General features: G+C 65.0%; 20 protein-coding genes and 1 tRNA gene. 8 read left to right on the forward strand and 13 right to left on the reverse strand.

From position 1 onward, the window contains the following. Positions 1-229 precede the first annotated feature (229 nt). The 4 genes from lptB (at position 230) to ptsN (ending at position 4,557) form a co-directional block, all read left to right on the forward strand. Complete coding sequence (gene lptB / locus ACQR13_RS02620; protein WP_315741251.1) at positions 230-1,243, forward strand: LPS export ABC transporter ATP-binding protein; 1,014 nt, start codon at positions 230-232, stop codon at positions 1,241-1,243. 212 nt (positions 1,244-1,455) lie between these two features. Further along, on the forward strand, positions 1,456-3,093 hold the full coding sequence (rpoN, locus tag ACQR13_RS02625) for an RNA polymerase factor sigma-54 (RefSeq protein ID WP_316201870.1): 1,638 nt from the start codon (positions 1,456-1,458) through the stop codon (positions 3,091-3,093). A gap of 72 nt (positions 3,094-3,165) precedes the next feature. Beyond that, positions 3,166-3,768, forward strand: a complete 603-nt coding sequence (hpf, locus tag ACQR13_RS02630) for a ribosome hibernation-promoting factor, HPF/YfiA family (protein WP_315741249.1) — start codon at positions 3,166-3,168, stop codon at positions 3,766-3,768. Positions 3,769-4,095: 327 nt separating this feature from the next. Next, positions 4,096-4,557, forward strand: a complete 462-nt coding sequence (gene ptsN, locus ACQR13_RS02635) for a PTS IIA-like nitrogen regulatory protein PtsN (protein ID WP_315716874.1) — start codon at positions 4,096-4,098, stop codon at positions 4,555-4,557. On the opposite strand, the gene ACQR13_RS02640 is transcribed toward ptsN, so the two are convergent. The 10 genes from ACQR13_RS02640 to ACQR13_RS02685 all read right to left on the reverse strand — a co-directional run bounded on the left by ACQR13_RS02640 (position 4,518) and on the right by ACQR13_RS02685 (position 13,495). Next, positions 4,518-5,390, reverse strand: coding sequence for a hypothetical protein (locus tag ACQR13_RS02640; RefSeq protein ID WP_316170021.1), 873 nt, complete (start codon positions 5,388-5,390; stop codon positions 4,518-4,520). The two genes, ptsN and ACQR13_RS02640, sit on opposite strands and share 40 nt — an antisense overlap. A gap of 312 nt (positions 5,391-5,702) precedes the next feature. After that, positions 5,703-6,209 (reverse strand): GNAT family N-acetyltransferase, encoded by a 507-nt coding sequence (locus ACQR13_RS02645; protein WP_315750471.1) that lies wholly within the window; start codon positions 6,207-6,209, stop codon positions 5,703-5,705. Between the two features lie 161 nt (positions 6,210-6,370). Beyond that, positions 6,371-6,634 (reverse strand): DUF1150 family protein, encoded by a 264-nt coding sequence (locus tag ACQR13_RS02650; RefSeq protein ID WP_009026315.1) that lies wholly within the window; start codon positions 6,632-6,634, stop codon positions 6,371-6,373. A gap of 58 nt (positions 6,635-6,692) precedes the next feature. Then, positions 6,693-7,118, reverse strand: coding sequence for an Hsp20 family protein (locus ACQR13_RS02655; RefSeq protein WP_006613108.1), 426 nt, complete (start codon positions 7,116-7,118; stop codon positions 6,693-6,695). 134 nt (positions 7,119-7,252) lie between these two features. Continuing rightward, complete coding sequence (locus ACQR13_RS02660) at positions 7,253-8,332, reverse strand: sn-glycerol-3-phosphate import ATP-binding protein UgpC (RefSeq protein ID WP_315750470.1); 1,080 nt, start codon at positions 8,330-8,332, stop codon at positions 7,253-7,255. Between the two features lie 113 nt (positions 8,333-8,445). After that, positions 8,446-9,294 (reverse strand): sn-glycerol-3-phosphate ABC transporter permease UgpE, encoded by an 849-nt coding sequence (ugpE, locus tag ACQR13_RS02665; protein ID WP_315716878.1) that lies wholly within the window; start codon positions 9,292-9,294, stop codon positions 8,446-8,448. After that, positions 9,294-10,175 (reverse strand): sn-glycerol-3-phosphate ABC transporter permease UgpA, encoded by an 882-nt coding sequence (gene ugpA / locus ACQR13_RS02670; RefSeq protein WP_315716879.1) that lies wholly within the window; start codon positions 10,173-10,175, stop codon positions 9,294-9,296. Before ugpA ends, ugpE begins: the two co-directional genes overlap by 1 nt. A gap of 50 nt (positions 10,176-10,225) precedes the next feature. Then, positions 10,226-11,545, reverse strand: coding sequence for a sn-glycerol-3-phosphate ABC transporter substrate-binding protein UgpB (gene ugpB / locus ACQR13_RS02675; RefSeq protein ID WP_315716880.1), 1,320 nt, complete (start codon positions 11,543-11,545; stop codon positions 10,226-10,228). 199 nt (positions 11,546-11,744) lie between these two features. Further along, entirely contained in the window at positions 11,745-12,947 is a 1,203-nt protein-coding gene (locus ACQR13_RS02680; protein WP_434844655.1) for a CaiB/BaiF CoA transferase family protein, read from the reverse strand. Positions 12,948-13,069: 122 nt separating this feature from the next. Further along, the gene (locus ACQR13_RS02685; protein WP_009026309.1) at positions 13,070-13,495 is read right to left on the reverse strand and encodes an organic hydroperoxide resistance protein; all 426 of its coding nucleotides are present in this window, start codon (positions 13,493-13,495) and stop codon (positions 13,070-13,072) included. Between the two features lie 169 nt (positions 13,496-13,664). On the opposite strand from ACQR13_RS02685, the gene ACQR13_RS02690 reads away from it, so the two are divergent. After that, positions 13,665-14,126, forward strand: a complete 462-nt coding sequence (locus tag ACQR13_RS02690; protein WP_315750467.1) for a MarR family winged helix-turn-helix transcriptional regulator — start codon at positions 13,665-13,667, stop codon at positions 14,124-14,126. Positions 14,127-14,133: 7 nt separating this feature from the next. Here ACQR13_RS02690 and ACQR13_RS02695 read toward each other — a convergent pair whose 3' ends face one another. From ACQR13_RS02695 to ACQR13_RS02705, 3 genes are all read right to left on the reverse strand, one after another. Further along, entirely contained in the window at positions 14,134-14,478 is a 345-nt protein-coding gene (locus tag ACQR13_RS02695; RefSeq protein ID WP_315750466.1) for a GIY-YIG nuclease family protein, read from the reverse strand. Between the two features lie 148 nt (positions 14,479-14,626). After that, positions 14,627-14,702 (reverse strand) — tRNA-Ala (locus tag ACQR13_RS02700). Positions 14,703-14,783: 81 nt separating this feature from the next. After that, positions 14,784-15,188, reverse strand: a complete 405-nt coding sequence (locus ACQR13_RS02705) for a TIGR02300 family protein (protein WP_315716883.1) — start codon at positions 15,186-15,188, stop codon at positions 14,784-14,786. 151 nt (positions 15,189-15,339) lie between these two features. Here ACQR13_RS02705 and aroA point away from each other — a divergent pair, with 151 nt between their 5' ends. From aroA to rpsA, 3 genes are all read left to right on the forward strand, one after another. After that, positions 15,340-16,677, forward strand: a complete 1,338-nt coding sequence (gene aroA / locus ACQR13_RS02710) for a 3-phosphoshikimate 1-carboxyvinyltransferase (protein WP_316173509.1) — start codon at positions 15,340-15,342, stop codon at positions 16,675-16,677. Then, positions 16,674-17,312, forward strand: a complete 639-nt coding sequence (cmk, locus tag ACQR13_RS02715; protein WP_316193804.1) for a (d)CMP kinase — start codon at positions 16,674-16,676, stop codon at positions 17,310-17,312. The genes aroA and cmk overlap by 4 nt, the downstream gene beginning before the upstream one ends. A gap of 248 nt (positions 17,313-17,560) precedes the next feature. Then, entirely contained in the window at positions 17,561-19,270 is a 1,710-nt protein-coding gene (gene rpsA / locus ACQR13_RS02720; protein ID WP_316193805.1) for a 30S ribosomal protein S1, read from the forward strand. Positions 19,271-19,375: the final 105 nt, after the last annotated feature.

The following is a 19,375-nucleotide window of genomic DNA, read 5'->3' on the forward strand; positions in this document are numbered from 1 at the left end:
CTGCGAAAGAGTGATGCCGGACACGATTGCGATCTTGCGATCGGTCGCCTGCGTGGCGACCGCGACTTCGCCGTCAGACGACAAACTCCGAAGCGCGGCCTGCCGCGCTTTGGCCGGCCTCGCGCTCCCTGTGATCCGCGAGAGGTGAGATGCGTTCGCTCGCGGTGAGCGGGCGAGCCAGCGCTGCGGTCGATGACGGGCAGCCTCGAAGGGCGTAAGCGAAGCGGGGATGGTGGATCTACTCGGCATGTTTCGTGGGCGTCCCGCCAAGCGCGGCCAGCGAGGCTCCTCGCGCCGGCGCGACGACATCACGGCCATGGACGATCCGTTCGGCAATTCCTACAGCGATGATCCGCTCGCCGCGCTCGCCGACTCCGTGCGCGATGAAACGGTGCCGCGCATCAATCCGCGCTCGCCGCAGAACACCGAGCAGATCCAGCGCAAGCGGCCGGCCTCGCAGCCGATGCCGGCCAAGCCGCGCAACAATGGCGCGGGGGGCGGTCCGCAACTGCTGCGCCGGCCGGGCTTCCTCGCCGTGCATTCGATCGAGAAGAGCTTTGGCAGCCGCCAGGTCGTGCGGGGAGTGTCGATCTATGTCCGCCGCGGCGAGGCCGTCGGCCTGCTCGGGCCGAACGGCGCCGGTAAGACCACCGTCTTCTACATGATCACCGGCCTGATCAAGGCCGATCGTGGCGCCATCGAGCTCGATGGCCACGACGTGACGCGGCTGCCGATGTATCAGCGCGCGCGGCTCGGCATCGGCTACCTGCCGCAGGAGGCCTCGATCTTCCGCGGCCTCACCGTCGAGCAGAACATCCGCGCCGTGCTCGAAGTGGTCGAGCCCTCGCGCAAGAAGCGCGAGCGCGAGCTCGACGCGCTGCTGGAAGAATTCACCATCACGCGGCTGCGCAAGTCGCCGTCGATCGCGCTGTCCGGCGGCGAGCGTCGCCGCGTGGAGATCGCCCGCGCGCTGGCGACGCGCCCGAACTACATGCTGCTCGACGAGCCGTTCGCCGGCATCGATCCGATCGCGGTCGGCGACATCCAGCAATTGGTGCGCCATCTCACCAACCGCGGCATCGGCGTGCTCATCACCGACCATAACGTCCGCGAGACGCTCGGCCTCACCGACCGCGCCTACATTGTGTACGCGGGGCAGATTCTCACCGAAGGCAGCCCGGAGGAGATCGTCGCCGATCCCGACGTGCGCCGGCTGTATCTCGGTGAGGAATTCCGGCTGTAGGATTGCCGACGCGGTATTCGCAGGCTGTTGTCGCGATCGCGACAGGCGACGGAACCACTACGATCAACGCTGTTTCCAGCGAGTCCTCGCGGGCCGGTAACGGCGTCTTCCGCGCGCGCCATACTCCGTTTTTCTTATTCGTCAAGCCGTGTACATCGCGCGCGGATTAGGATAAGCAAGAATTGGACCAGTAAGGGAATGTTCTTGCTCCCATGGCGTTGACGCAGAGATTAGAATTCCGCCAGTCGCAGTCGCTGGTGATGACGCCGCAGCTGATGCAGGCGATCAAGCTGCTGCAACTGTCCAATCTCGACCTCTCCACGTTCGTCGAAGAGGAGCTGGAGCGCAATCCGCTGCTGGAGCGGGCCAGCGACGGTCCGGAAACGCCGGTCGCGGGCGAGCAGCAGATGTCCGAGCGCGCCGAGTTCCCGGAAGGTGGCGAGACCGGCGGCGACGATTTCGGCGAGGCCGGCAGCAGCGGCGGCGACAGCTTCGAGGGCGCCCAGGAAGACTGGATGAGCCGCGATCTCGGCACCCGTACGGAGATCGAACAGACGCTCGACACCGGACTCGACAACGTGTTCTCCGAGGAGCCGGCGGAGGCCGCGGCGCGCAACGCGCAGGACGCCGCGCCGACCACCTACACCGAATGGGGCGGTGGCGCCTCGGGCGACGAGGACTACAATCTCGAAGCCTTTGTCGCGGCCGAGACCACGCTGTCGGATCATCTCGCCGAGCAGGCGGCGGTGGCCTTCACCGCGCCGGCCGACCGCATGATCGGCCAGTACCTGATCGATCTCGTCGACGAGGCCGGCTATCTGCCCGCCGATCTCGGCCAGGCCGCCGACCGCCTCGGCGCCGAGCAGGCCGACGTCGATGCGGTGCTCGGCGTGCTGCAGACCTTCGATCCGCCCGGCATCTGCGCCCGCAATTTGAGCGAATGTCTCGCGATCCAGCTGCGCGAGCTCGATCGCTACGATCCGGCGATGCAGGCGCTGGTTGAGCACCTCGATCTCCTGGCCAAGCGCGACTTCGTCGCTCTTCGCAAGCTGTGCGGCGTCGACGACGAGGACCTCGTCGACATGATCGGCGAGATCCGCAGGCTCGACCCGAAGCCGGGGCTGAAGTTCGGCACCACGCGCACACAGACCATGGTGCCCGACGTCTACGTGCGCCCGGGTCCCGACGGCGGCTGGCTGGTCGAGCTCAACAGCGACACGCTGCCGCGCGTCCTGGTGAACCAGCACTATTACTCCGAGCTGTCGAAGACGATCCGCAAGGACGGCGACAAGTCCTACTTCACCGACTGCCTGCAGAATGCGACGTGGCTGGTGCGCGCGCTCGATCAGCGCGCCCGCACGATCCTGAAGGTGGCGACCGAAATCGTGCGCCAGCAGGACGGCTTCTTCACCCACGGTGTCGCGCATCTGCGGCCGCTCAACTTGAAGGCCGTTGCGGATGCGATCCAGATGCATGAATCGACCGTGTCGCGCGTCACCGCCAACAAATACATGGCGACGAATCGCGGCACGTTCGAGCTGAAATATTTCTTCACCGCCTCGATCGCATCGGCTGATGGCGGCGAGGCGCATTCGGCGGAAGCCGTGCGCCATCACATCAAGCAATTGATCGATGCGGAAGATCCCTCCGCAATTCTCTCCGACGACACCATCGTCGAGAAGCTGCGGACCGCCGGCATCGACATCGCCCGCCGCACGGTCGCGAAATACCGGGAGGCGATGCGGATCCCGTCCTCGGTGCAGCGCCGCCGCGACAAGCAGAGCATGCTGGCGCATGCCCTCTCGGCTCCCGCCAGCGCCGACCGCACCCGGGATGCCGCGTCAGTTTGACCGTGCCCCGCGATTGCGCCTTAACCAAATAGGCTTAGTGTCATACTTGGTTCACATGAATCGAGGCGACACATGACCCTGCGGATTTCCGGAAAGAGCATCAGCGTCAGCGAAGCGCTGCGTGGGCGCGTCAGCGAGCGCACCGACGAAGTCTTGCGAAAATACTTCGACGGCAACTATTCCGGCCATGTCACGCTCTCCAAGGACGGTTTCGGGTTCAAGACCGATTGCGCGCTGCACCTCGATTCGGGCATCACCCTCGAGGCCGAATCGAACGCGCCGGACGCCTATGCCAGCGCCGACCAGGCGCTCCTGATGATCGAGAAGCGCCTGCGCCGCTACAAGAGCCGGCTGAAGGACCGCTCGGGGCGCAAATCCCACGCCGCCAATGCGGCGCTCGCCAATCTCGACGGCGCGGTGCTGGATGCGCCGAGCTACGTGATCGAGGCGCCGGCCGAGGGCGACGAGGAGATCACCGGCTACAGCCCGGTGATCATTGCCGAGAACACCACGGCGTTGAAGCGCCTGTCGGTGTCCGAAGCCGTGATGGAGCTCGATCTTTCGGGCGCGCCCTGCATGGTGTTTCAGCACGGTTCCAGCGGCCGGGTGAACATCATCTACCGCCGCGCCGACGGCAATATCGGCTGGGTCGATCCGCCGGCGGTGAAACCGTAGCCGCGCGGACGCCTTCCAGGGATCTCCCGGCGGCACGAAAACCGGTTCCCGATCAGGTGGTTGGCGGACCGGTTGCGACGTCACGCCACGGCAATGAAGGGATGCGATCAAGCGGTTGGGGCGCTGGCGCCTTCAGGCCGCCACGCTCCGGCGATCTTTAAGGATAGGCTGCGGGAACGCGCTTGCGGGTGTTGGCACGGCCGTTGCGTTGGGGTAGAAGCCCACCCATCGGACACGGGTTAAGCCCGCCTGCCGCCTCAGCTTCTTGACGCCGGTCTGTCCCGACCTATTTCGCACCCTGACGGTTCAATCACCTCGGAACGCCCTATGCCGATTACCGATCTGGTCGCACCCGAGGCGATCGTGCCGGCTTTGAAGGTCATCAGTAAGAAGCAGGCGCTGCAGGAGCTTGCCGCGCGCGCGGCCGCGCTGACCGGGCAGAACGAGCGCAACGTGTTCGAAGTGCTGCTGCAGCGGGAGAAGCTCGGAACCACGGCCGTCGGGTATGGCGTCGCGATTCCCCACGGCAAGCTGCCGAAGCTGGAGAAGTTGTTCGGCCTGTTCGCCCGGCTGGAGCGGCCGATCGATTTTGAGGCCATGGACGGCCAGCCGGTCGATCTGGTGTTCCTGCTGCTGGCGCCGGAAGGCGCCGGCGCCGACCATCTGAAGGCCCTGGCGCGGATCGCCCGGCTGCTCCGCGACCAGGATGTCGCCAAGAAGCTCCGTGCCTCGCGCGACGCCCAGGCGATCTATTCGGTGTTGGCGCTGCCGCCCGCTTCCGCCGCCTGACGTCGTATCGCGCCGCCCCGCAAGGACCGACAAAGCCTGCTGGCGAGCCTCCGCGCGGCCCCGAACCCGTTCGTCCGCGCGGGCGTGTGCAACGGCGTCGGCTCGTAGCCGAACTCGACGACGAGCTCCTGGAATGCCTCGCTGCGGAGCAGGTCGAAATGATGCGGCGTCATTCGCTCCCTGTAGATGCCGACCTTCCGGCCGCGTCCCGACGACGTCAGGCCGCGGCCGAGCACATCGAGCTCCGCGGCCGTCTTGCGCGGAAGTCCCAGGTAGTCGCAGATGCGGTTGAGGACAGGAAACGACGACCGCGCCACATCGTCGATCGCGAGCTCTGAATAGAGCTCTTCGAACTTCACGGTCAGGCAGGCTGGCGAGTCCAGCCAGCTCATGAACTTCTTGATGCCCGATCGGGGCAAGGAGAGGAGGGTCGATGTGATTCGGGAGGCGTCATCGGGGTGAGCGGCCGATCCGGCCGACCGCAGATAGGCGTTCCACTTCCGCATCTTCGGATAGGCCGCCGAGTGGTAGACGAAGTCGACCCAGCTCACGACGATGTCGCGGGGATCGCGGACGATGAACAGCATCTTGTGTTCCGGTCTGCCCAGGAGGTATTGCTCGAGATACGGACAATACTCGGTGTGCGAGGCGCAGGAGTAGCCGGAGCGCAGGGCCGACGCCCAGAGCGGGGCCGGAAGCGCGCGTCCGTAGTCGAGCGAACCGTCGGGATTCAGCTTGCTGATCGATGACGTGTAGGTGTGATAGCCGACATCGACATGACCGCCCAGCGCTCTGACGAGTTCGACCAGCAGGTACGTCCCCGCTTTCGGCACGCTGTTGCAGATGACGTAGTAAGGGCTGGGCCCAGGCGGAGGACTGTCAAGAAAGACGTGCCGGTTGGGTAGGGTCCCGAGCGCAAGCTCTCGAAAGACGCCTGCATCAAGCCGTGATCCATGCATCTGCCATCCCTACACATGCTCGTCACACATCGGACTAGCGCGTGCCGCAACAGGGACAACTTAAGGATTGGACACCTTCGCCTTAAACCGGGTCGGATTGTATCTGGTTGTCAAATCGACCGTTCCGGACATCGACGGAAACAAATTTCTCAAACGCACTTCAGCAGCCGCTTCGTCCTTGGCCGGCTATCGCAATGATCTCGCCATGTAGCGCACCGTTTTGGCGCCGCCATGGATGCCGGCCGTCGCCAGCGGCGCGAAGCCGAGCGCAGCATGAAACGCGTCCGACTGCGGATTGGGCGGATCCAGATTGACCTCGCAGACGATGCGGTCGTGGCCCGCCGCGGTCGCCTCCCGAATCAGCTCCTCATAGAGCTGCCGCGCCAGGCCCCGGCCGCGGGCGGCCGGCGCCACCACGATGCGGTCGACATAGACGAACCGATCGTAGCGCGCGCGAAACCAGCGGTGATTGGGATTATCGTAGACGGCGGCGTGGTCGAGCGCGATCATCAGCGCATCGGCCCTGCCAATTCGCCAGGCCAGCCATGCCCGATCGAGCAGCTGCATGAGCGTTTCGGGCGTGAGCCACGACAGCTCGGAGGCATGCGCATTGTTGAGCGCGAGCAGCGCGTCCGCAAGCGCAGGATCTGCACGCAGTCCGGCCGGGCTCATGGGTGTCGTCATCAAGGTCATGCGCGGCCATCGTTACGAGCAGAAAAAAGGGCCGTCCCCGTTTCCAGGGACCGCCCTCGTGTCAGTCCGTGAGCTGCATGCTCCTCGTGAGCATCGCGTCTCAATGAGCGTTGAGTCTCACGAGAAGCGGCCGTTGTCAGCGCTGCGGCTCGGCCTTTGCGTCAGTGGACGCTCACGGCCTGGAGTTCGTGACTCCACGCATTCGCGATCGCCGCTTCGCGGCTGTCGGTGAGCATGATCGGCGTGCCGTCGGCGGCATGCAAGGCGAACAGCTTCAGTCCCGGCGCGATGTGCGGCGCCTGCGGAAACAGTCCCGGTACGTCCTCGGAGCGGATCTGCTTCACGTAAGCGATGTGGCCCTCGCCCAAGGTCGCCAGCGACTCCAGGGAGACGGGGGATTCCGACGCAACATTACCTTCAGTCATGGTCTCGACTCCTTCTGAGACTCAAGCGGTCGAGTCCGCTACTCGTTCCATCAAACCATTATTCGTGTTCATTGATCGCTATTGTCTTAACGATCCGCTCAGGCTCTGGCCTGGCCAGATCGACCGACAACAGCCCGTTCTTCAGGTCCGCACCAAGCACATGCATTCCCTCCGCCAGCACGAAGGTGCGCTGGAAGTGGCGCGCGGCGATGCCGCGATGAATGTATTGCCTGGTCTTGTCGTCCTGCTGCCGGCCGCGGATGACGAGCTGGTTTTCCTCAATGGTGACATCGAGTTGGTCGCGGGTGAAACCCGCCACCGCCAGCGTGATCCGCAGACGCTCGGGCTGGCCATTGGTGCGTTCGAACCGCTCGATATTGTAGGGCGGATAGCCGTCGGCACCTTTGACGACGCGGTCGAGCACGCGCTCGATCTCGTCGAAGCCCAGCAGGAACGGACTGGAGAGCGAAGGAACACGAGACATGGTTTACAAAGTCCTCTCGAAGCGACTTTGATGTATCAGGGCCCTGACGGCACCCCTTGAGCAGCAATATGGGCACGATCCGGGGCGCGTTCAAGCACCCCGAATGCGCCGGAACAGCCTGTCTGTGGAAGGGTTTAAACGGACAGCCGCTGACGGCCGTCGGCCGAGAACAGATGCAGCTTGGCCCGCGGTGCCACGGCGCGAATCCGTGCGCCGATCTCCGGCGCGGCGGTACCCGGCAGCCGCACGATGATGTCGTTGGCGGTCGCGGAGAGCCGGTCATCGCTGCCCGTGTCCTGGCGTGCGCCGTAGACATAGGTCTCGGCGCCGACATGCTCGATCGCCTCGACGCGGAGGTCGAGCCCGATCCCGCCCGCCGGAACGGTGTCGCCAAGCTGGAAATCCTCAGGCCGGATGCCGAGCTGGCCCGCTTCTTGGGGAACCGCGTCGGCGCCGAGCAACTGGGCGCGCACGCCATCGGTCGGCATCAGGTTCATCGGCGGCGCGCCGATGAAGGACGCGACGAAGGTGGTGGCTGGACGCTGATAGATCTCGAGCGGATTGCCGATCTGCTCGACCTTCCCGCCGTTCATCACCACCAGGATGTCGGCGAGCGTCATCGCCTCGAGCTGGTCGTGGGTGACGTAGATCGCGGTGGTGTTGAGCCGGCGCTGCAGCTTGCGGATCTCGACCCGCATCGCGATGCGCAGCTTGGCGTCGAGGTTCGAGAGCGGCTCGTCGAACAGGAACACCTTGGGCTGGCGCACGATGGCGCGGCCCATCGCCACGCGCTGGCGCTGGCCGCCGGAGAGCTGGCGCGGCTTCCGCTCGAGCATGGTGCCGAGCTCGAGGATGCGTGCGGCGTCCTCGACCCGCGTCCTGATCTCCTTTTCCGCCATGCCGCGATTGCGCAGGCCGTAGGCCATGTTGTTGTAGACGGTCATGTGCGGATAGAGCGCGTAGTTCTGGAACACCATCGCGATGTCGCGATCCGCCGGCTCGATCGCATTGACGATGCGGCCGCCGATGTCGATCTCGCCCGAGGTGATCGTCTCGAGCCCCGCGACCATCCGCAGCAGGGTGGATTTGCCGCAGCCCGACGGCCCGACTAGCACGCAGAACTGACCGTCGCCGACATCGACATCGACGCCTTTGATGGCTTCGAAGCCGCCCTGGTAGACCTTGCGGACGTTGCGGAGGGTGACGTTGGCCATTGGTGGTTACCTAGCGAATAGCGAATGGGGAGTGGCGAATAGGGAAGGGGACGAAGCGAGCCGTTGCGCGAACATCCCTATTCGCCACTCGCCATTCGCTATTCGCCCCTTCGTCACTTTTCCGTCTCCACCAGCCCCTTGACGAACAGGCGCTGCATGACGACGACGACGAACACCGGCGGCAGCATCGCGAGCACGGCCGTCGCCATCACGATCGGCCACTCGGTCAGCGCGTCGGTCGTCGTGATCATCTTGCGGATGCCGATCTGGATGGTCTGCATGTCGTCGCGCGTCGTGATCAGCAGCGGCCAGAGATATTGGTTCCAGCCGAGGATGAACAGGATCACGAACAGCGCCGCCATGTTGGTGCGCGACAGCGGCAGCAGGGTGTCCCAGAAGAAGCGGAACGGCCCGGCGCCGTCGATGCGGGACGCCTCCAGCAGCTCGTCCGGCACCGTCATGAAGAACTGGCGGAACAGCAGCGTGGCGGTGGCGGACGCGATCAGCGGCAGCGCGAGCCCGGCATAACTGTCGAGCATGTGGAGGTCGGCGACGATCTTGTAGGTCGGATAGATGCGCACCTCGACCGGCAGCATGAGGGTGATGAAGATGAGCCAGAAGATCGCCATGCGGAACGGGAAGCGGAAGTAGACGACCGCATAGGCCGAGATGATCGAGATCGCGATCTTGCCGACGGCGATCAGCAGCGCCATGACCAGCGAGTTCAAAAGCATGGTCGCAACCGGCTCGCGGGTCGAGCCGCTCGTGCCAACGAAGATCGTCTGATAGTAGGTCGACAGGAAGTGCCCGCCAGGCAGCAGCGACATCTGCCCGTTGGCGATCACCGCATTGTCCTGCGTCGAGGCGACGAATGCGAGATAGACCGGGAACGCGACGATCGCGATTCCGATCCACAGGATGGCGTGCGCGACGTAGCGTCGAATGCCTTCTTGCTCGACCATCAGTAGGTCACCTTGCGCTCGACGAAGCGGAACTGGATCGCCGTCAGCACGATGACGATGACCATCAGAACGACGGATTGTGCGGCCGACGAGCCGAGATTGCCGCCGAGCAGGCCATCGGTATAGACCTTGTAGACCAGCGTCTCGGTGGATTTGCCAGGACCACCGCGGGTCATCGTGTCGATGATGCCGAAGGTCTCGAAGAAGGCGTAGACGATGTTGATGACCAGCAGGAAGAAGATGGTCGGTGACAGCAGCGGGAAGGTCACGGTCCAGAACCGCCGCATCGGCCGCGCGCCGTCGATCGCGGCCGCCTCGAGCACGCTCCGGGGGATGCTCTGCAGCCCGGCGAGGAAGAACAGGAAGTTGTAGGAGATCTGCTTCCAGGCGGCCGCGAGGATGATCTGCAGCGCCGCCTGGTCGCCGTCGAGCAGCGGATTCCAGTCGATGCCAACAGCGCGCAGATAGCGCGAGATCACGCCGAGCGACGGGTGGAGCATGAAGATCCAGAGCACGCCCACCACCGGCGGCGCCACGGCATAGGGCCAGATCAGCAGCGTCCGGTACAGCGTGACGCCGCGCAACGGCTTATCCGCCATGACCGCGAGCAGCAGTGCGACCGACAGCGACGAGAGCGCGATCGCGAAGGAGAAGCCGAAGGTGCGGAGAATGGCCTGGAAATAGTCCGGCTGGCTGAGCAGGTCGGCGTAGTTCTCGAACCAGACGAAGCTCGTGGACAGGCCGAACGCGTCCTGCAGCAGGAACGACTGGATGACGGCCTGGATCGCGGGCCAATAGAAGAAGATCAGCACGATCGCGAGCTGGGGAGCGACCAGCACGAACGGCAGCAGTTTTGACTGAAAGATGGCGTTCTTCTGCATGGTCGGTCGGCGAACCGGCAGGCCGCGGGGCGGCCTGCCGGCTCATGGCCTCACTTCACGGCCGTCTTTTCGAACTGGCGCAGCATCTGGTTGCCGCGCTCGACGGCGGCGTCCAGCGCCTGCTTGGCGGTCTTCTTGCCGGCCAGGGCCTGCTCGATTTCCTCCGACCAGACGTCACGCAGCTGCACCATGTTGCCCAGACGCAGGCCGCGGGAATTCTCCGTCGGTTCCTTGTTGGTCAGTTCGAGCAGGGGCGTCTCCAGATAGGGCTGATCCTTGTAGAAGCCCTCGGCCTTGGCCTTGGCGTAGGCCGCCTTGGTGATCGGCAGATAGCCCGAGGCCTTGTGGATGTAGACCTGACGATCGGTGTCCGAGAGGAAGGTCAGGAACTTCGCCACGCCCTTGTATTCGTCCGCGCTCTTGCCGCCCATCACCCAGAGCGAGGCGCCGCCGATGATCGAGTTCTGCGGCGCGCCCTTGGCGTCCGGATAATACGGCATCGGCGCGGCGGTGAAGGCGAACTTGGCCTGGGCCTTGACGTTGCCGAAGAACGCCGACGAGGTCAGGTAGATCGGGCATTCGCCCGAGGTGAAGCGGCCCTCACCGGTGTTGGTGCGGCCGGCATAGTCGTAGGTCTTGTCCTTCTGCAGCTCGACCAGGTTTTCGAGATGCTTGACCTGCAGCGGACCGTTGAACTCCAGCACGGTGTCGAAGCCGTCGAGACCGTTCGCCTTGCTGGCCAGCGGCACGTTGTGCCAGGCGGAGAGCTGCTCGAGATTGACCCAGGTGACCCACGAGCCCGAGAAGCCGCAGGTCGCATGGCCGGCCGCCTTCAGCTTCTTGGCGGTCTCGAACAGTTCGGGCCAGGTCTTCGGGATCTCGGCGTTGACCTTCTTCAGCTCGTCGAGATTGACCCACATCACCGTGGAGGACGAGTTGAAGGGGAACGACAGCATCTCACCCTTGGAGGTCGAGTAGTAGCCCGTGATCGCAGGCAGATAGCTCTTCGGGTCGAACGTCTCGCCGGCGTCCTGCATCAGCTTGTAGACCGGCTTCACGGCGCCGGTGGCGGCCATCATGGTGGCGGTGCCGACCTCGAACACCTGCATGATGTGGGGCGCATTGCCGGCGCGGAAGGCGGCGATGCCGGCATTCATCGTGTCGGCGTAGTTGCCCTTGTAGGTCGGGACGACCTTGTAGTCGGATTGCGAGGCGTTGAAATCGTTGGCGAGCTTGACGATGACGTCGTTGTTGGCGCCGGTCATCGCATGCCACCACTGGATTTCGGTCACGGCATGCGCAGGGGCTGCGGCGCTCAGGACCAGCGTGACTGCCGCAGTCGCGGCCGTCCAGAATTGGCGAAGTGACATTAAAGAATACCTCCCGTGAAACGTCATCGGCGTCGCGGCCGTAGCAGCGCGAGATGACAGTTTCGTGAATGTATAACCGGTTGGATCGTCAGCGGAAAGCGCGTTCATCGCGGCGGAACGCAGCGACTTGCGGGAGACGGTGCCGCGGGGCGATGCCCCGGCCGGCGCTGGCGGTGAGAGACGACAGGCTGATGGCGCCTCAGCGCTTGCGCTCGGCGCACACCGTGCCCTGGGACAGCAGCGCCTCGATCTCGCTCGGCGTGTAACCGAACTCGGTCAGCACCTCCTGCGCGTGCTGACTGAACTTCGGCGGGGTGGAGCGCAGGCTCGGCTTGGTGCGTTCGAGCCGGATCGGCGACGCGACGCCCTTGTACCAGTCCTTCTCGATGACATCGCCGCGGTAGATCGTGTGCGGATTGGTCAGCGCCTGGTCGATCTTCTGCACGGGTCCTGCCGGCAGACCGGCCGCGAGCAGCCGGTCGCACAGCGGCTCCGCCTCGAACTGGCTGAACACGGCGGCAAGCTCGGCGCGCAGCGCCTCGCGATTGGCGACGCGATCCTTGTTGCGGGCGAAGCGCGGATCGGTGCCGAGTTCGGGGCGGCCGATCTCCTTGGCGAGCTTGCGGAAGGTGCCGTCATTGCCGACGCCGATGAAGATATCGTCGGTCTTGGTCGCGAAGATCGCATACGGAACGAGGTTCGGGTGCTCGTTGCCGGTCAGCGACGGCGGCTTGCCATGCATGAAGTAGTTTGCGGTATGCGGATGCATGATCGCGAGACCGGTCTCATACAGCGTGACCTCGAGGAACTGACCGATGCCCGAGCGCTGCCGCTCCGACAGCGCCATCAGGATGCCGATCGCGGCATAGAGTCCGGTGGTGATGTCGACCAGCGGCACGCCGATCCGCATCGGTCCGCTCTGCGGCGAGCCGGTCGCCGCGATCATGCCGGTCATCGCCTGGATGATCGCGTCGTAGCCGGGATTGCCACCGCGCGGGCCATCCGCGCCGAAGCCGCAGATGCGGCAGTGCACCAGCTTGGGGAATGTCTCGCGCACCGTGTCGCTGCCGATGCCCCATTTCTCCAAGGTGCCAGGCTTGAAGTTCTCGATCAGCACGTCGGCCGTCTCGAGCATCCGCATCAGCACGACGCGGCCGCCCTCGGAGGCGAGATCGAGGCCGATCGAGCGCTTGTTGCGGTTGATCCCGACGAAATAGGCGGCGTCCTCATCGTGGAAGGGCGGACCCCAGTCACGCACCTCGTCGCCGGCCGGCGGCTCGACCTTGATCACGTCGGCGCCGTGATCGGCCAGGATCTGCGTGCAATAGGGGCCGCCGAGCACGCGCGTCAGATCGATCACGCGCAGGCCGGCCATGGCGCCGGGAGCAAATTGGGGTGTCATCGGATGTCGCGAGGTTGGTTTCAGCTCGCGATCATTAAGCATTGCTGCGGCGGCGGCGCAAACGGAGGGCTGCCATGCGGCAGGACAACGGAGGCCGTCCTGCCGCATGACGGAATTGAAGCTCAGACGACGCTCAGCTTGACGTCGACATTGCCGCGCGTGGCGTTGGAATAGGGGCACACCTCGTGCGCCTTGGCGACCAGCGCTTCGGCGTCGGCCTTGGCGAGGCCGGGCAGCGACACTGCGAGCTCGACGGTGATGCCGAAGCCGCCTTCGGAGCGCGGGCCGATGCCGACCGTCGAGGTCACCGACGTGTCGGCGGGAACCTTGGGGCCGCCCTGCGAGCCGACGAACTTCATCGCGCCGATGAAGCAGGCTGCGTAGCCGGCCGCGAACAACTGCTCCGGATTGTTGCCGGCACCGCCGCCGCCGCCGAGCTCCTTCGGGGTGGAAAGCTTGACCTTGAGCGAGCCGTCGAGGGTCGCGGCTTCGCCGTCGCGGCCGCCGGTGGCCTTGGCGCTGGTCTTGTAGAGCACGTTCACGGACATGGGTGTCTCCTGGTTGGATGGACGAATTCAGCGCGACCATATTGCACACAATTAGATTGTGTACAATATAATTGTTCGGTAGAAAATTCGTGATCGGTGCGCCGGGCCGGTTGTCGATCCGAGGCGTGCGGGCTCAAGATGCCGATAGGATCGACCTGTGGTGACCTCGATGCGAAAGAAGTCCGCGGCAGACCTGCCGCTCCAGCTCGGCAACCAGCTCTGCTTCGCAGTCTATTCGACCGCGCACGCCTTCAACCGCGTCTACAAGCCCCTGCTCGACCGCCTTGGCCTGACCTATCCGCAATATCTGGTCATGCTGGTGCTGTGGGAGCAGGACGGCTTGACGGTGAAGGACATCGGCGCGCGGCTGTTCCTCGACTCTGGCACGCTGACGCCGCTGCTGAAGCGGATGGAGGCTACGCACCTGATCAAGCGGACCCGGTCGGCCGAGGACGAGCGTCAGGTGATCGTCACCCTCACCGCCCAGGGCGCGGGCCTGCGCGACAAGGCAAGGTCGATCGTGCCGCCCGCGATCCTGGATGCGACGGGCTGCTCGATCGCCGAGCTGGCCGACCTGCACGGCAAGCTGGTGCGCCTGCGGGAGCGGCTCGATGCGGTTGTGGAGGGGTGAGGGGGCTCTAAAGGCGCTTCTTCGCGAAAGCCCGGCCTGAACCCGACTTGAGATATTTCTCGAAGGCAAATGCCTGCTTCACATCGCTGAAGGCAACGTAGGTCTTGAGCCGCCAAGGCCGAAACTTCGATGTGTGCGGGACTTCACCGGCATTGTGCTTCGTGACGCGGGCCGGAACGTCGTCGGTGATGCCTGCGTAGAAATGCTCGCCGTTGAGACTTTCCAGGATGTAAACGAACTTCATCGCAGGCCGCCCTCGACCCTTCACGGGCGCGAATGTGGCAGGTCGTGCTGCGTGGCGTCCAGAGCTTGGATGGGCTGAACTGCTCAGTCGATTGATGAAGGGCATCATGGCCCGGAGCCTAGTCCGCCTTCGCCTTCCCGCCTCCGCCCAAGGGGGCTTCGGCGTCCAGACTACGGCGCGACAGCCTTCGCTCACTTCGCGCAACCGGCAGATTGGGGTGGCTTGCCGAGCCGAAGCTCGCGAAGCGAGCGAAGGCTGGTGGAGCCAGGCGGGATCGAACCGCCGACCTCTTGCATGCCATGCAAGCGCTCTCCCAGCTGAGCTATGGCCCCTGAACCGAGCCGGCGGTCTGGGTGACCGCCGGGGAGCACCGTGAACCACAGTTCGCGGCTGATCTCAAGTGTCTTCGACGATTATTCTTCGTCGCCGCCGACATCACCGATGATGTCGGTCACGTCCTCGTCGCCTTCTTCCTCGTCGGCGATGAAGGTCGAGTCATCATCCTCGTCATCGTCGAGCGTCTCGTCGATCTCGATGTCGTCCTCCGATTCGGGAACGACGGCCTTGACCTTGCCGGAGTTCTCCTCGGCGTCGGCCTCCTCGAGCGGCACCAGCTCCTCGGCCTCCGCGGGCTCGACCACGTCGGCCGCCGCAGCAGCGCGCGCAGCCTCGCCGCGCATGGCGCGGGTGGGCGCGATCGGCGCAATCGGCACGACCTCGCCGGTGTAGGGCGAAATCACCGGGTTCTTGTTGAGGTCGTAGAACTTTTTGCCCGTCGTCGGGCAAATGCGTTTGGTTCCGAGCTCGGATTTGGCCACGTGCAGGCGTCCTGGCAATGTCTGAAAAGCGGTGTCTCACTTGGCTAGTTGCCGCGCCGCTGTCAATAGCGCTGTCAACGGGAAAATCACCGCTCGTGACGGAGGGCGGGGGCTGTGATACCTGCCGCGTCCGAAACACGAGGATCCTGCCGTGAGCACGTCAATCGCCCCGACTCCCCTGGAATCACGCGCCTCAGGGCCCCTCTCGGGCACGATTCGCGTGCCTGGCGACAAGTCGATCTCGCACCGGGCACTGATCCTGGGGGCGCTGTCGGTCGGCGAGACCCGGATTTCCGGCCTGCTGGAGGGCGAGGACGTCCTCAACACCGCCAAATCGATGCGATCCCTGGGTGCCAAGGTCGAGCGCACCGGCGATTTCGCGTGGACCGTCCGTGGCGTCGGGGTGGGCGGCTTCGCCCAGCCGAGCGCGCCGCTCGATTTCGGCAACTCCGGCACCGGCTGCAGGCTGGTGATGGGCGCCGTGGCCGGTTGCCCGATCACGGCCGTTTTCGACGGTGATGCCTCGCTGCGCAGCCGTCCGATGCGGCGCATCCTCGACCCGCTGGTGCTGATGGGCGCCAAGGTGACCGCCAGCGCCGAGGGCGGCAAGCTTCCGTTAACCCTGCAGGGCGCCGGCAACCCGGTGCCGATCGAGTACCGCACGCCGGTGGCTTCGGCCCAGATCAAGTCGGCGGTGCTGCTCGCGGGCCTCGCCGCGCCCGGTGTGACCACCGTGATCGAGCAGGAGGCCAGCCGCGACCACACCGAGCTGATGCTGAAGCATTTCGGCGCGGAGATCGTGACCACGCCGGAAGGGTCTCATGGCCGCCGCATCGCACTGACCGGCCAGCCGGAGCTGCGTGGTGCGCCAGTGATCGTTCCCGCCGACCCGTCCTCGGCCGCGTTCCCGCTGGTCGCCGCGCTGATCGTCGACGGCTCGGACCTCGTGCTGTCGGACGTGATGACCAACCCGCTGCGCACCGGCCTGTTCACGACCTTGCGCGAGATGGGCGCCTCGATCGAGGAGGACGACGTCCGCGGCGATGCCGGCGAGCCGATGGCCCGCCTGCGCGTGCGCGCCTCGAAGCTGCGCGGCGTCGTGGTGCCGCCCGAGCGGGCGCCGTCGATGATCGACGAATATCTCGTCTTGGCCGTCGCCGCCGCCTATGCCGAGGGCACGACCATCATGCGCGGCCTGCATGAGCTGCGCGTCAAGGAATCCGACCGGCTCGAGGCCACCGCGGCCATGCTGCGTGTCAACGGCGTCAAGGTCGAGATCACCGGCGACGATCTGATCGTCGAGGGCCGCGGTCACGTGCCGGGCGGCGGCATCGTCGCGACCCACATGGACCACCGCATCGCGATGTCCGCCCTGGTGATGGGTCTCGCGTCCGACAAGCCGGTCAGGGTCGACGACACCGCCTTCATCGCCACCAGCTTCCCCGATTTCATCCCGCTGATGTGCAAGGCGGGCGCGGATTTCGCATGATCATCGCCATCGACGGCCCGGCGGCCTCGGGCAAGGGCACCCTGGCCAAGCGTCTCGCGGCGCATTACGGCCTCAGGCACCTGGATACGGGCGTGATCTACCGGGCGGTCGCGCATGCGCTACTGACCGCCGGCATCGACCTCAAGGACGAGGCGCGGGCAGCGGACGTCGCCATGAGCCTGGATCCCTCTAGCTTCGACAATCCGGCGCTGAGGTCGCACCAGGTCGGGTCCGTGGCCTCGGTGGTATCGGCGTTGCCGAAAGTGCGCGAAGCGCTGGTGGCTTTCCAGCGCCAGTTCGCAAGCCGGCCGCCCGGTGCCGTGCTCGACGGCCGCGACATCGGAACCGTGATCTGCCCGGACGCCGAGGTGAAGATCTACGTCGTCGCCGATCCCCGCATCCGGGCGCATCGTCGCACCCTCGAGGCGCTTTCACGTGGGGAACCGGCCGATGAGGCGGCCATTCTGGCCGACATCCTGGCGCGCGACGAGCGTGACCAGAACCGGGCCGTCGCGCCTTTAAAACAAGCCCCGGATGCTTACTTGCTTGACAACTCCCATTTGGATATAGAAGGCGGCGTCCGGGCCGCCATCGATATCGTCGAGGCCGTTCGAGCGGGCCGCCAGCGGGTTTGATTTCCGCCGGCGTCATTGGAGGAATGCCCGCTCCCGCCCTTGACCGTCGATAGCTCGATTGCGGTTCAATCGAGTCCGATCATCCGGACGCACTTCATACGTATCGCATGTGCAGGCACTGCCGGCCCGCGTCGTTTGCGCTTATCGCGCATCGCGCGGACGTCTGGGGATTTGTGGACCTCCAGGCACTGTCCATTCGATGCGCCGATCAACCCAAGCTGGCGAGAATGTCCGCATCTGGAGAACAAATGGCTTCGAGTATCTCTGCTTCTTCCTACAATCCCAGCCGCGATGATTTCGCCGCGATGCTGGACGAGTCCTTCACGAAGGGCAACCTGCAGGAAAGCTCTGTCGTCAAGGGCAAGGTTGTTGCGATCGAGAAGGACATGGCCGTCATCGACGTCGGCCTGAAGACCGAAGGCCGCGTGGCGCTGCGCGAATTCGCCGGGCCCGGCCGTGACAGTGAATTGAAAGTCGGCGACGAGGTCGAAGTGTTCCTCGATCGTATCGAGAACGCACTCGGCGAAGCGGTGCTGTCGCGCGACAAGGCGCGTCGCGAAGAGAGCTGGGGCAAGCTCGAGAAGGCGTTCCAGAACAACGAAAAGGTCAACGGCGTCATCTTCAACCAGGTCAAGGGCGGCTTCACCGTCGACCTCGACGGTGCCGTGGCCTTCCTGCCGCGCTCGCAGGTCGACATCCGTCCGATCCGCGACGTCGCGCCGCTGATGAACAACTCGCAGCCGTTCCAGATCCTCAAGATGGACCGTCGCCGCGGCAACATCGTCGTGTCGCGCCGGACCGTGCTGGAAGAGACCCGCGCCGAGCAGCGCCAGGAGCTGGTGCAGAACCTCGAAGAGGGTCAGGTCATCGACGGCGTCGTCAAGAACATCACCGATTACGGTGCGTTCGTCGACCTCGGCGGCATCGACGGCCTGCTGCACGTCACCGACATCGCCTGGCGCCGTGTCAACCATCCGACCGAGGTGCTCAGCATCGGTCAGACGGTCAAGGTCAAGATCATCAAGATCAACCACGAGACGCACCGCATCTCGCTGGGCATGAAGCAGCTCTTGGACGATCCGTGGCAGGGCATCGAGGCGAAGTACCCGCTGCAGGCCCGCTTCCACGGCCGCGTCACCAACATCACCGACTACGGCGCGTTCGTCGAGCTCGAGCCGGGCATCGAAGGCCTGATCCACGTCTCCGAGATGTCGTGGACCAAGAAGAACATGCACCCCGGCAAGATCGTGTCGACCTCGCAGGAGGTCGAAGTGCAGGTGCTCGAGGTTGACAGCGTCAAGCGCCGCATCTCGCTCGGCCTCAAGCAGACCATGCGCAATCCGTGGGAGGTCTTCGTCGAGAAGCATCCGACGGGTTCGGTGGTCGAGGGCGAGGTCAAGAACAAGACCGAGTTCGGCTTGTTCCTGGGTCTCGAAGGCGACGTCGACGGCATGGTCCATCTGTCGGATCTCGACTGGAAGCTGCCGGGCGAGCAGGTCATCGACAACTACAAGAAGGGCGACATGGTCAAGGCCGTGGTGCTCGACGTCGACGTGGAGAAGGAGCGCATCTCGCTCGGCATCAAGCAGCTCGAAGGCGATCCCTTCGCCGAGCCGGGCGATGTCAAGAAGGGCGCGGTCGTCACTTGCGAGGTGCTCGACGTCAAGGACGGCGGCATCGACGTCAAGATCACCGGCACCGACTTCACCACCTTCATCAAGCGCTCCGAGCTGGCGCGCGATCGCAACGACCAGCGCACCGAGCGGTTCGCCGTCGGTGAGAAGGTCGATGCCCGCGTGATCCAGTTCGACAAGAAGGCCCGCAAGGTGCAGGTGTCGATCAAGGCGCTGGAAGTCGCGGAAGAGAAGGAAGCCATCGCGCAGTACGGCTCGTCCGATTCGGGCGCCACGCTGGGCGACATCCTGGGCACCGCGCTCAAGAACCGCGACTCGAAGTAAGTCTTCGCGTCCTGCGATCAGATCAAAGCCCCGGCGCAAGCCGGGGCTTTTTTGTTCCGGCGAGGCAAGGACGCGCGTGCCGGCCGCGCGGATCCGGCCTCGCCG

The organism is Bradyrhizobium sp. HKCCYLRH3059 (assembly GCF_051168035.1).
Taxonomy (GTDB): Bacteria; Pseudomonadota; Alphaproteobacteria; order Rhizobiales; family Xanthobacteraceae; genus Bradyrhizobium.

Bases quoted from the DNA above. Each gene is read 5' to 3' on its own strand.
- lptB (WP_315741251.1), top strand. From the start codon at position 230: ATGGTGGATCTACTCGGCATGTTTCGTGGGCGTCCCGCCAAGCGCGGC.
- rpoN (WP_316201870.1), top strand. From the start codon at position 1,456: ATGGCGTTGACGCAGAGATTAGAATTCCGCCAGTCGCAGTCGCTGGTG.
- hpf (WP_315741249.1), top strand. From the start codon at position 3,166: ATGACCCTGCGGATTTCCGGAAAGAGCATCAGCGTCAGCGAAGCGCTG.
- ptsN (WP_315716874.1), top strand. From the start codon at position 4,096: ATGCCGATTACCGATCTGGTCGCACCCGAGGCGATCGTGCCGGCTTTG.
- ACQR13_RS02645 (WP_315750471.1), bottom strand. From the start codon at position 6,209: ATGACCTTGATGACGACACCCATGAGCCCGGCCGGACTGCGTGCAGAT.
- ACQR13_RS02650 (WP_009026315.1), bottom strand. From the start codon at position 6,634: ATGACTGAAGGTAATGTTGCGTCGGAATCCCCCGTCTCCCTGGAGTCG.
- ACQR13_RS02655 (WP_006613108.1), bottom strand. From the start codon at position 7,118: ATGTCTCGTGTTCCTTCGCTCTCCAGTCCGTTCCTGCTGGGCTTCGAC.
- ACQR13_RS02660 (WP_315750470.1), bottom strand. From the start codon at position 8,332: ATGGCCAACGTCACCCTCCGCAACGTCCGCAAGGTCTACCAGGGCGGC.
- ugpE (WP_315716878.1), bottom strand. From the start codon at position 9,294: ATGGTCGAGCAAGAAGGCATTCGACGCTACGTCGCGCACGCCATCCTG.
- ugpA (WP_315716879.1), bottom strand. From the start codon at position 10,175: ATGCAGAAGAACGCCATCTTTCAGTCAAAACTGCTGCCGTTCGTGCTG.
- ugpB (WP_315716880.1), bottom strand. From the start codon at position 11,545: ATGTCACTTCGCCAATTCTGGACGGCCGCGACTGCGGCAGTCACGCTG.
- ACQR13_RS02680 (WP_434844655.1), bottom strand. From the start codon at position 12,947: ATGACACCCCAATTTGCTCCCGGCGCCATGGCCGGCCTGCGCGTGATC.
- ACQR13_RS02685 (WP_009026309.1), bottom strand. From the start codon at position 13,495: ATGTCCGTGAACGTGCTCTACAAGACCAGCGCCAAGGCCACCGGCGGC.
- ACQR13_RS02690 (WP_315750467.1), top strand. From the start codon at position 13,665: ATGCGAAAGAAGTCCGCGGCAGACCTGCCGCTCCAGCTCGGCAACCAG.
- ACQR13_RS02695 (WP_315750466.1), bottom strand. From the start codon at position 14,478: ATGATGCCCTTCATCAATCGACTGAGCAGTTCAGCCCATCCAAGCTCT.
- cmk (WP_316193804.1), top strand. From the start codon at position 16,674: ATGATCATCGCCATCGACGGCCCGGCGGCCTCGGGCAAGGGCACCCTG.
- rpsA (WP_316193805.1), top strand. From the start codon at position 17,561: ATGGCTTCGAGTATCTCTGCTTCTTCCTACAATCCCAGCCGCGATGAT.